We start from the raw sequence: 12,525 nt of genomic DNA on the forward strand, positions 1-12,525 counted from the left end.
ATGAATAAAAAGTTTTTTTTAAGTTTGGGCCTCATTTTGGCCCTTACTTCTTGCGAATTTCAATCCCGAGCTGATTTTGAAAAAGAATTGGAGGCAGAAGATAGTGCTAGTGAAAAAGACTTTGCTATGCCAGATATCCGCTATGAAAAAGCGGGTGATGAACCAGAATCAAGCGGAGAAGAAAAAACAGAAGATAAGTTAGATTTAACTAATTTATATGGGTCTGGTAAGACTGGCAAAACTTTAAATCCAGCTGATGCTGTGGGAAATATCATAGACACTAAAATAGGAGATAGTCAAATAGGTGTTTCCCTACGCCCTTCAACTCAAATTGGTGGAGCATATTCTACAATTCTTTCCTATAAGAGAAATAACGAGCTAACAGAGCGTGAATTTGGGCCTGTTGCAGGAATTAGCGGTTTAAATACAATTGTAACTTATGATAAGATAAATTCTGATTCTGGTCCTATGCTTTTGGTTAGCCAAATTACTATAAATAATGGCGAGACTTATAGCGCTTATTATATTTTTAATAAATTTATGAGCCTGATGGATTATTTAGTTTTTAGAACTTCTACTGACAACACTATGCCAACTGTGGAACGCTTGGGAGATGTTGTTGAATATACTGATCAGGCTGTACCAGGGGATATAAATAAGGCTATTAAAAATCGTATGGAAACAGAAGAAAGATATTTACCATCCATGCTAGATATCTATGGTATAAAACATAGGCCAGTTACAAGTTTATATGAAAATCGTGAGATGGATATAGGATATTTGCCTGATGTGACTGGGGAAGATAGGATATTACTTACAAAAACTACAACCAGTGCACAAAATATGGGCATGAATATAGATATAGAAAAATAAGGAGTAATAATGAAAAGACACGAAATAGATGAAAATTTAAAGTGGGATACCTCTTTAATCTATAAAGAAGATGATGAGTATTATAAGGAGATAGAAGAAGTAAAAGATCTTGCCGAAAAACTTACAGATTATAAGGGCAAGATTACATCTGATAGTCAAACCCTTTTAAATTTTCTAAAAGATTATGAAAAACTTATGAGAAAATTCTCAAAGGCTGCAGTATATGGCCATTTAAAATCAGATGAAGATACATCTGACAGCACTTACCAACAAATGAGCCAAACTTCTACAATTACAGGTGCAGAAATTTCTGAAAAATTATCTTTTATTACACCAGAAATTTTATCTGCTAACTATGATGACATCAAAAAAATGCTGACAGAAAATGAAGAGCTAAAAGAATACGACCACTACTTTGATGACTTATTTAGAAGCAAAGACCACGTTTTAAGTGAAGATCAAGAAAAAATCGTAGCATCTTTCTCCAAACTAAGCGAGAATCCAGTATCAACATATATGATTTTCTCAAATGCTGATATGAAATTCCCATCAGTTGAAAAAGATGGAGAAGAAGTTGCCTTATCAGATGCAAACTTTACAACTCTTGAAGAAAATAAGGACCGTGACTTTAGACGCAGGGTTTATGAAACTTATTATGGAGTTTACAAACAATTTGAAAACACAGCTGCATCACTATTAGACGGTGAGCTAACCAGCCACAATATAGTAGCAAAACTTAGAAACTATGACTCAGCTCGTCAAATGAGTCTTTCAGCAAATAATTTAGATGAAGAAATTTATGACAATTTACTAGAAGTGGTCCATGATAATATGGATATCCACAGAGATTACACTAGCCTTCGTAAAGAATTTTTAGGAGTAGATGACCTAGGTTTCCACGATATCTATGTACCACTTGTAAAAGATTATGAAAGAGAAATCGACTTTGATGAAGCTCGTGATATAGTTTTAGAAGCAATCAAACCACTTGGTGAAGAATATGTAGAGGTAGCTCGCAAGGGATTTGAACAAAGATGGTTTGATGTAATGCCAAATGAAGGAAAAAGATCAGGAGCCTATTCATCAGTGTCTTACGATACCCAACCATATATTTTACTAAACTATACAAATACCATTGGTGATGTATTTACTATAGCCCACGAGCTTGGCCACTCTATGCACTCATATTACACAATGAAAAACCAACCATACATTTACGGTTCATATTCAATCTTCCTTGCAGAGATTGCATCAACAACTAATGAGTTGCTACTTTTAGATTACATGCTAAAAAATAGCCAAAGTGAAGAAGAAACTGCATATTTACTAAACTATTTTGTAAACCAATTTAAGTCAACAGTCTTTAGACAAACAATGTTTGCAGAATTTGAACATGAAGTAAATAAATTAGTTGCCAAAGGAGAGCCTATCCCAGCTGCAAAACTTGATGAAATTTATGGGGACTTAAACCGTGATTACTTTGGTAGTGATATAGAAGTAGACGAATATATCTCAACAGAATGGGCAAGAATCCCACACTTTTATATGTTCTACTATGTATTCCAATACGCAACAGGCTTTATGTCAGCAGTAGCCCTTAGCCAAAAAATCCTAAATGGTAGTGATAAAGATCGTGAAGCTTATTTAAACTACTTAAAAGCAGGTGAAAGTGAATATCCAATCGATGTTCTTAAAAAAGCAGGTGTTGATATGACAAATAAAGATGCTATGCAAAAAGCTATGGATGTAGCACGTGAAGCTTTAGAAGATTTAAGAAAAGCAATACTATAATGTAACAAAAGCAGTAGAATTTAGTCTACTGCTTTTGTTTTATCTATTTTCCATTATTTGAGTTATTTCATCTGGGTTGATACCGACCATAGCTTCTCCTAAATTTTTGCTTACTTCTAGTAAAACTTTAGGGTCATTGTAGTTTTCTACTGCTTTTACTATAGCCTGAGCTCTTTTTGCTGGGTCTCCTGATTTAAAGATACCACTTCCTACAAAAACACCCTCTGCTCCAAGTTGTCTCATAAGGGCAGCATCAGCAGGAGTAGCCACTCCACCAGCAGAGAAGTTTAGAACCGGAAGTTTTTTATTTTCTTTTACATAAACCAATAGGTCATAGTCTACACCTAGTTCTTTTGCTTTTGTATAAAGTTGGTCATCCCTAAGTGCTGATACTTCTGCTATTTCTGTTTGGATTGTTCTAAGATGTCTTACAGCTTGAACTACATCTCCAGTTCCAGCTTCACCTTTAGTTCTAATCATTGCAGCACCTTCTTTTATTCTTCTTAAAGCTTCTGATAAGCTACGAGCTCCACATACAAAAGGTGTATTAAATTTAGTTTTATCTATATGATTAAAATCATCTGCGGGTGTTAAAACTTCAGATTCATCTATGTAATCAATTCCTAATGCTTCTAGGATTTGTGCTTCTATAAAGTGACCTATACGAACCTTTGCCATAACTGGAATTGAAACAGCTTCTTGAATTTTGCTAATCATTTCAGGATCACTCATTCTAGAAACTCCACCTGCAGCTCTAATATCTGCTGGTACTCTTTCAAGGGCCATTACAGCAACAGCACCTGCATCTTCAGCAATTTTAGCTTGCTCAACATTTATAACATCCATGATTACACCGGACTTAAGTTTGTTGTTTATTGATTCAAAAGTCATGATTGCCTCCTATAATAATCATATATAAATATATTATAAAAATTTTAAAGGCTAAATAAAATTAGCTATTAAATTTCTTATTTTTATTATTCTACCATATTAATACAATAAATTTAATAAATTTTTAAAAAAATTTATATTAATTTAAAGTTTTCAAGCTCTTACACTCAAAAATTGGTAAAATATTTATTAACCAATACCACCCAAAACTATACCAAGAATAAGTGCAAGGAAGCTTAATGCACAGTAAATATATTTACCGAGAGGATAAAACCAAGCGCCTAAAGCTTTTTTGCGACCCATATTTACTTCTTTTATAGCTATATCTTTATCCAAAACCCAGAAGAACATTATTCCAGCTAGCAGGGCTCCAAGGGGAGCTATTACTATAGAAACAATATCCATCCATGGACCAACTATAGCTTGGATGAAAATAGCACATATTATTCCCAATAGATTTATAATAAAGGCTGATTTTTTACGTTCTAGGCCAAATTTCTCCTGAACATAGGCTACTGGAGCTTCATAAAGATTGATTATAGATGAAAGTCCTGCAAATAAAACAGCTAGATAAAAAATAATCATTAAAATTTTACCGGCTTCTATTTGATTAAAGACATTTACTAAATATATAAACATAAGGCCGGGTCCACCCTCAGTAAGGTCAGCCTTACCAATAGCCATGGCAGGAATGATTACAAAACTTGCAAGGATGGCAGATAAGCTATCAAAAAAAGCAATGTTTTTTGCAGAAGATGGGATATCTTCATTTTTTGGTAAATATGATCCGTAAATTACAGATCCATTTCCTGCAATAGATAGGGAGAAAAAGGCTTGGCCAAAGGCAAAAATCCATAACTTTATGTCAGCTAATTTAGATGTATCCAGGCTAAAAATATACCTATAGCCAGCTGCTGAATTTGGATTCATTCCTAGGTATATGGCAAGGCCAAGTAGCAAAATAAATAAAATAGGCATTAAAATCTTATTTGCCCTCTCAATGCCCTTAGCGATACCAAAAGACATAATAACCATCGAAAAAATTCCTGCTATTATTATCCAAAAATTATTTGAGAAAGTTGCCGCAGTATTTTCAAAAGTTATAGCTATAGATGAAAAATCATTGCCCAAGCTAGACAATTCTCCACTTATAGCCAGATAATTGTATTTAAAAATCCACCCCATAACAGCTGTATAGCCTATAGCTAGAGCAAGAGAGCCTAAAACAGGGATGAAGCCTAATTTTTTTCCTATATTTTCATTTCCTTTTTGTTTTGTAGCAAAACCAAAAGCATGCACAGGTCCAGACCCTGTAAGCCTACCCAGGGCAAATTCTTCTATAACCCCAGTTGATGCAATTAGTATTACAAATATAAAGTAGGGAATTAAAAAGCTCATCCCTCCCCAAATAGAAACCATAACAGGAAAACGCCAAATATTTCCCATTCCTACAGCAGATCCTATGGATGCCAGGGTAAATCCTAATTTACCAGTGAAACCATCATTTTTTATCAAATCTTTATTTTTATTATCCATTTCTAATCCTTAATTTATATTACCAATAATTATACCAAAGTTGTGGCAAAAACAAGTATTTAATTTAGATTTTACAAAACTAATATAAAATTAAAATATTTTATTGCTATCATATACACAAAAATTTTAGGAGGAATTAATGATAAATTTTGCCCATAGGGGTTTTAAAGGAAAATATCCAGAAAATACCATGCTAGCCTTTAAAAAAGCAGTTGAAGCTGGTGCGGATGGAATAGAATTTGATGTTCATTTATCAAAAGACGGTCAATTAGTAATAATTCACGATGAAACTTTAGATAGAACAACTGATGGAGAGGGTTTAGTTTTCGAAAAAACTTTAGATGAACTACAAAAGTTAAATGCAGCAAAATTTTATCCTGAATGGGACAGTCAAAAAATTCCTACATTAAAAGAGTATTTTGAATATGCCAAAAATGAGGATATTATTACAAATATAGAACTAAAAACTTCCATAATCGACTATCCAGGTATTGAAAAGAAAGTTTATGATTTGATAAAAGAATATAGCTTAGATGAAAAAATAATTATTTCATCATTTAATCACAATGCCCTAGTAAAATTTAAAGATATTGCCCCACATATTAAATGTGGAGTTTTGGAATCATCCAGACTTTATAAGCCATGGGAGTATGTAAAAAACTTGGGCATGGAGTACTACCATCCTATGAATTTTACAGTAAATAAAGAAATAGCAGAAAAATTTGCTGAAAATAATATTGGTTTAAACATTTGGTTTGGTAAAGCTGATTATGATTATAGTATATATTTGCCATGTAATCCTACTGGACTCATAACAGATTATCCAGATAAAGTAAAAGAATTTCTAAATTAGCATACAATAGTATGCTTTTTTTTATTAAATATTTGTAAAGTTTATATAAATTTTAAAAATACCTTGATTTTAGTAATTTTTCTAAAAATTGACTAAGCTTGTAAAAAAAATTTAAAAAATCTTTGCTAAAATTTACCAAAGTATTACAAGATTAATAAATACATTTTATATGCACTTCTTAAAATATACATACATTAGACTTTAGGAGGATGTATGTTTAATACAAAAAAAATTTTTAGCCTAGCTTTATCAATGTCAATGTTACTAGGCTTTACAGCTTGTGGTGCAAATAATAATGACACTGCAACAGACAGTCAACCAGCACAAACAGAATCTGCAAATACAGATAATGCAGAAAATAAATCCGGGGAAACTAGCGACACACCAGCAGAAAATAATACAGAAGATAAGAAAACTTCTGCAAACACCGATGATGGAAAAATTCACATTACATATTGGTATGCCTGGAAGGATAAAATCGGTGAATCAAAAGAAGAATTGGTAAAACAATTTAACGAATCCCAAGATGAGATTGTAGTTGAAGCAGCTTACCAGGGTTCATATGATGAACTTTCATCGAAAACACAAGCTGCAAAAGCAGCAAACAATGCACCAGAAATATTTGAAGTAGAAATTGCAAATATGTATACCATGGCTAAAGGTGGCATGATTGAAAATCTAGATCCATTTGTAGATGATGAAGTAGATATAGAAGACTTTAACGAAGGACTTATGCACGAAGCATATATAGATGATTCTTTATACGGACTTCCTTTTTATAGATCAACTCCAATTATGTATAAAAACGTTGATATGTTAAAAGAAGCAGGTCTTGATCCAGAGGGGCCAAAAGATTGGAAAGAATTTAAGGAATATGCTAAAGCATTAAGAGATAAAGATAACGATAAGTATGCAATGACATTTAATTTAGATCCATGGTTTTTAGAAGCTTGGGTTTATTCATCTGATGGATTTTATGCAAAAGATGGGGAAATTGGCTTTGATCAAGAGGGAACAAAAGAACCAGCTAGATTCTTACAAGAACTTGCAGATGATGATCTAATAAAAGTAGTTTTAGGTGAACAAGCAGGAGATACACAAAGACAAGATTTTGTAAACCAAAATTCTGCTTTATATTTCACATCTACTGCAGGTTTATCATCTTTATTACCATTAGCTGAAGAAAATGGTTTTGAGCTTGATACTTCATTTGTCCCAGGGAATAAACATTATGCGGTACCAACAGGTGGATGTAACATTGTTATGACTAGTGGGCTTGATAAAGAAAAGCAAGAAGCGGCTTTTAAATTCATTAAATTTATGACAGCGACAGAGCAAAACGTATTTGCTTCAGAATATACAGGTTATCTACCAACAAGATATTCATCAGTAGAAACTGATAAAATTCAAGAACTCCACAAAGAAATCCCTCAATACAGAACAGCGTTTGACCAGTTAGAACATGCACAAGCAAGACCAATTGCAAAAGGATGGCCTGAAATGGAAAAAATGCTTTATGAAGGTGTGACAAATACGACAACTCAAGGTGCTGATGTAGATCAAATTTATGATAACTTACAAAATCAAGCACAATCAATCTTATCATTTTAGTTAGGATAAAAAATGGCAAGTGTAAAACTAGAACACGTATATAAAAAATATGACGGCAATGAAAAGTATTCTGTTGAGGATGTATCTATATACATCCCTGACGGAGCTTTTGCTGTTTTTGTAGGACCGTCAGGATGTGGTAAGTCCACTACTTTAAGAATGATAGCTGGACTAGAAGATATTACCGATGGAAATATCTATATAGGAGATAGGTTAGTAAATAATGTAGCTCCTGGAGATAGAAAAGTAGCTATGGTTTTCCAAAACTATGCTCTTTACCCTACAATGACAGTTAGAGAAAATATAGAATTTGGACTTATAAATAACAAGGTACCAAAAGAAGAAAGAAATAGACTTATTAGTGAGATTAGCCAAATAGTTTCTCTTGATGAATATATGGATAGACGACCATCAAATCTTTCCGGTGGGCAAAGGCAAAGAGTTGCCCTAGCACGCGCTATGGTAAAAAAACCAGATATATTTATCTTAGATGAGCCTTTAAGTAACTTAGATGCAAAACTTAGGGTGCAAATGAGAACAGAGCTTAAAAAAATTCACGAAAAGCTTGGAACAACCTTCATTTATGTAACCCATGACCAGGTAGAAGCTATGAGTATGGGAACACAAATTATTGTTATGAGTGATGGTCATGTTATGCAAGACTCAAAACCACGTGATGTTTATAATAACCCAGCTAATGTATTTACTGCTAAATTTATAGGATCTCCACCTATGAATATCATCGAACTAAACGATGGTACTAGAAAATATTATGAGCCTCATAACTCTGCTATAAAGTATGTAGGATTTAGACCTGAAGATGCTAAAATTGTAGAAAAGCCTAATTACCAAGATTCTTTATCTATTCTTAGTAATGTAGAAAATGTTGAGCCTCTAGGATCAGAAACCATATATACTTTAGAAAATAATCTAGGTTCTTTCCAAGTTAAATCTTATGAAAAAGAGATTATTAATAAAAATGAAGTAATCATAGAAGTTAAAAAAGAAGATTTAAATTACTTTGATAAGAACCAAAATTTATTAACCGAAAACCAAAAATTAGAAGAAGTAGAAGTTAAAAATGAGAGCAAAGAAAGGGGAGATGAGTTTGAACGTAGCTATCAAGAAAAAACAACCAACTCAAAAACCTATAGCTCAAACTAAAAGTAAGGCTAGCCCTTATCTAATGATTACTCCTGCTATGTTAGTTTTTGTTTTATTCTCCTTTATTCCTATCATATATATGATTTACCTTTCATTTCATGATTGGAACTTCATATCCCCGGATATGAAGTTTGTGGGAATTAACAACTTTAAGCATCTATTAGGTGATCCTAGATTTGCTCAAACTATGAGAAATACTATTTTATACACCATCCTTACAGTAGCAGGTTTTATAATTTTAGGATTACTTATTGCTATTGCCTTAAATAAAAATACTAAGATACATTCTTTTATGCAAAGTGTAGTCTTTGCCCCTCATATCATATCTTTAGTATCTATATCTATGCTTTGGTTATGGTTAATGGACTATGATTATGGTCTTTTTAATTATCTGCTAGGCAAAATTGGTGTAGGTCCTGTTAGTTTTCTTACAAATCCAGATATAGTTATGTATTCTCTAGCAGCAGTAAGCATTTGGAAGGGTGTAGGATATTATTCTTTAATATTTTTATCAGGTCTTCAAGCTATACCTGATGATATTTACGAAGCAGCAGCCCTAGATAATACTCCTTGGCATAGAAAACTTTTTAAAATTACTTTGCCAATGCTTTCGCCTACTATATTTTTTATAGGCATTACAAGTATTATAGCAAGTTTTAAAGTTTTTGAAACTATTAGTATTATGACCCAAGGTGGGCCGATGAATGCTTCAAATACTTTAGTTTATTATATTTATGAAACAGGATTTAAGTTCTTTAACATGGGACTTTCATCAGCAGCAGGAGTAATTTTATTTGTTGTAATAGCTATACTTACCTTTATTTACTTTAAGCTGATGGCTAAGAAAGTTTACTACAATTAAGGAGAATTTATGAGACAAGAAAGTATTTTAAGAAAAATATTAAGAATTATAGCTTTGATACTGGTTTCAGTTATTTTCCTAGGACCGTTTTTATGGATGGTATTTACTTCCTTTAAGCCCTTGGCTGAAGCTTTAAAACTGCCACCAACTTTCTTACCAGAAACTTGGGTACCACAAAATTATGTAGATGCTTGGAATTCTGGACCATTTTTACATTATACAAAAAACTCTATCATTGTAACTTTATCAGTGGTGGCTTTGCAATTATTAACAATCATCCCAGCAAGCTATGCCTTTGCGAAAATGGATTTTAAGGGCAAAAATATTTTGTTCTCATTGATACTTGTAACCATGATGATCCCTGCTCAGTTAATATTTTTACCAGTATATCTTATGTTTTCTAAGGCAAATTTAATTAACACCTACTGGTCACTTATATTACCATGGGCAAGTTCAGCCTTTGGGATTTTCTTACTGCGCCAAAGATTTATGCAAGTGCCAGATGAGATTATAGAAGCAGCAGTTTTAGATAATACTCCAACATGGAAGATAATATTTAAAATTATGCTTCCCCAAGCTCGCGGTACTGTAATCACCATTGCTCTTTTAAACTTTATTGGTACATGGAATGATTATTTTTGGCCATTAGTTATGACAAGTAATGATGATGTAAGAACTCTACCTCTAGGAGTTTCTATGCTTAAGTCAACCCTAGATGGCATCCATTGGAATACAGTAATGGCAGGAAATGTTATTTTGATATTACCAATTGTAATTATCTATATCTTTGCCCAAAGAGAGATTATTAAAGCCTTTACCTATAGCGGAATCAAATAGGAGATATTATGAACAATACACCACTTATAATTATTTCACTAGATGCTCTTGGATACTGTGATGAAGAAACTTATAAAAATCTACCGTTTTTAAAATCAATAATAGAAAAAGGTACATGGATAAGAAAAGTAGAATCCATATATCCAACCCTTACTTATCCTATTCATTCAACAATTGTCACTGGTAGATATCCGATTGAACATGGGGTTGATAATAACTTACTTGTTCAGCCTGAGAAAAAAGCAATGGATTGGTATTGGGACCATGATTATATTTCTGGAGATACAATATTAAAAAATGCCCACAAAAAGGGATTAAAAATAGCTGCCTTTTCATGGCCAGTTTCTGCAAAAGCAGATATTGAGTTTAATGTTCCAGAAGTTTCTCCAAATCCAGTAGGAACCTATATAGACCACTTAAAAGAAAACGGTAGTGGAGAATATATAGAAGAGCTACAATCTGTTTTTGGTCCATTTAATAGTTGTGATAGTCAAAAGAAAAAAGATGAATGGATGGCAAATGCTACGGCCTACACATTTGAAAAACACCAGCCAGACATTACCTTCCTTCATCTAATAGATGTAGACCACCAAAAGCATGTATATGGTTCTACCCACTTTGCAATAACAGATGCTATAAAAGAACTAGATGATAGACTTAAACGTATGTTTGAAAAAATTTCAAAAGTTAAAAATCTTGATGAAATAAATATCATGCTTTTAAGCGACCACTCCCAAATAGACACAGCTTATCCTATTAGACTAAATAAAGTTTTAGCAGATATGGATTTAGTAAATGTAAATGAAGATGGTACTGTAAAAGAAGACTGGCAAGCATATTTCTTAACATGCGGAGGATCTACAGCTCTTTATACAAAAGAAGATAATCCTAAACTTGTAGCAGAAATCAAAGAGAAGATTGAAAGTTTAAACATAGAAGGAATAGATCAAATATTTACCACCGAAGAGATTAGCGATTTAAAATCAAGTGACCGTGCTAAGTTATGGATTGAGGCTAAGGAAGGTTATGTATTTGACGCAGATGCAAGAGACTTTGTAGAAAGTAGAGATAAAGAACCAGGACCACGAGGTAACCACGGATTTTTACCAAGCAAGGAAAAAAATCTAGCCATAGCAATATTTAAAGGTCCTGCCTTCAAAGAAAGCAAGACTATAGAAAATGAAAAAATCGTAGATATAGCTCCAACAATTAATAAAATTTACGATTTAGAAATAAAAAATATGAGCGGAAGTGTAATTAATGAGTGTTTAAGATAAAATATTAGTTTTCTTATATTAGGACTGACCTAGCTAGAAAATACTAGGTCAGTTTTTTGTGCCTATACATAGAAGGAACTTATAGAGGGGTATAAATTTAGAAAAAAACTTGACATAATTAAAAATTCCTAGTATTATTAGTATCACCACTTAAGAAGTGATTGGAAAATAAATTTGACAATCATTTTAAGATGGTGTAATATATAAAAATACCGCACTAGTTATAAAAGCAATTTATAACGAAAAATTAAAAATATTTGAAAAAACATTTGACAAACATTTTTAAACGTGGTATTATATATCTTGTCGTTGAGAAGCGGCAATATGAACCAGATAAGATAAAACTTATCTAAAAATAAATAGAAATTAAACTTATTCAATTAATTTGAGTAACCTTAAAACAATGATTTTGTTCTTTATATAAAGAACAGGATAATTTAAATCACGCATTAACAGAATGTTGATGTAAATGAAGAGTCTAGATCAAAATAGGCCCGTCCGGCCAATAGAGGACCCTCCACGGAGTGGTCGCAGGACGGAGACCGAGAAAGATTCTTATGAATTAAACTTAAATCTACTATTAGTAATAGTAGTAAATAATATTTTTCATGAGAGTTTGATCCTGGCTCAGGATTAACGCTGGCGGCGTGCATAACACATGCAAGTCGAACGATGAAACTTAAATGATTTCTTCGGAATGAACTTAAGCGGATTAGTGGCGGACGGGGGAGTAACGCGTGAGTAACCTGCCTTATACAAGGGGATAGCCTCTGGAAACGGAGAATAATACCCTATGATGTTTCTATCTCGCATGAGATATTAACCAAAGT

Annotated in this window: 10 protein-coding genes and 1 rRNA gene; 9 read left to right on the plus strand and 2 right to left on the minus strand. The window is 32.7% G+C overall.

The window, feature by feature from the left end; all coding sequences use genetic code 11:
* Positions 1–873, plus strand: coding sequence for a hypothetical protein (locus tag ACCQ40_RS02295; RefSeq protein WP_410032443.1), 873 nt, complete (start codon positions 1–3; stop codon positions 871–873).
* Between the two features lie 9 nt (positions 874–882).
* Positions 883–2,664, plus strand: a complete 1,782-nt coding sequence (gene pepF, locus ACCQ40_RS02300; RefSeq protein WP_410032444.1) for an oligoendopeptidase F — start codon at positions 883–885, stop codon at positions 2,662–2,664.
* A gap of 39 nt (positions 2,665–2,703) precedes the next feature.
* On the opposite strand, the gene pdxS is transcribed toward pepF, so the two are convergent.
* Both pdxS and ACCQ40_RS02310 read right to left on the minus strand, forming a co-directional pair.
* Complete coding sequence (pdxS, locus tag ACCQ40_RS02305; protein ID WP_410032445.1) at positions 2,704–3,555, minus strand: pyridoxal 5'-phosphate synthase lyase subunit PdxS; 852 nt, start codon at positions 3,553–3,555, stop codon at positions 2,704–2,706.
* 189 nt (positions 3,556–3,744) lie between these two features.
* Positions 3,745–5,091 carry a sodium-dependent transporter gene (locus ACCQ40_RS02310; protein WP_410032446.1) on the minus strand — a complete coding sequence of 449 codons (1,347 nt, stop codon included), beginning with the start codon at positions 5,089–5,091 and terminating at the stop codon, positions 3,745–3,747.
* A 139-nt stretch (positions 5,092–5,230) separates the two neighbouring features.
* Here ACCQ40_RS02310 and ACCQ40_RS02315 point away from each other — a divergent pair, with 139 nt between their 5' ends.
* The 7 genes from ACCQ40_RS02315 to ACCQ40_RS02345 all read left to right on the plus strand — a co-directional run.
* Complete coding sequence (locus tag ACCQ40_RS02315) at positions 5,231–5,944, plus strand: glycerophosphodiester phosphodiesterase (RefSeq protein WP_410032447.1); 714 nt, start codon at positions 5,231–5,233, stop codon at positions 5,942–5,944.
* 213 nt (positions 5,945–6,157) lie between these two features.
* A complete protein-coding gene (locus ACCQ40_RS02320) occupies positions 6,158–7,555 on the plus strand; it encodes an ABC transporter substrate-binding protein (protein ID WP_410032448.1) in 1,398 nt (465 codons plus the stop codon).
* Between the two features lie 12 nt (positions 7,556–7,567).
* Entirely contained in the window at positions 7,568–8,719 is a 1,152-nt protein-coding gene (locus tag ACCQ40_RS02325) for an ABC transporter ATP-binding protein (RefSeq protein WP_410032449.1), read from the plus strand.
* Complete coding sequence (locus ACCQ40_RS02330) at positions 8,664–9,581, plus strand: carbohydrate ABC transporter permease (protein ID WP_410032450.1); 918 nt, start codon at positions 8,664–8,666, stop codon at positions 9,579–9,581. Before ACCQ40_RS02325 ends, ACCQ40_RS02330 begins: the two co-directional genes overlap by 56 nt.
* A gap of 9 nt (positions 9,582–9,590) precedes the next feature.
* Complete coding sequence (locus tag ACCQ40_RS02335; RefSeq protein WP_394019324.1) at positions 9,591–10,418, plus strand: carbohydrate ABC transporter permease; 828 nt, start codon at positions 9,591–9,593, stop codon at positions 10,416–10,418.
* 8 nt (positions 10,419–10,426) lie between these two features.
* Positions 10,427–11,695, plus strand: a complete 1,269-nt coding sequence (locus ACCQ40_RS02340) for an alkaline phosphatase family protein (protein WP_410032452.1) — start codon at positions 10,427–10,429, stop codon at positions 11,693–11,695.
* A gap of 604 nt (positions 11,696–12,299) precedes the next feature.
* Positions 12,300–12,525, plus strand: a 16S ribosomal RNA gene (locus tag ACCQ40_RS02345); the annotation flags it as partial.

Origin of the sequence: Anaerococcus cruorum, from assembly GCF_046365495.1 — a bacterium.
GTDB classification, from domain to species: domain Bacteria; phylum Bacillota; class Clostridia; order Tissierellales; family Peptoniphilaceae; genus Anaerococcus; species Anaerococcus cruorum.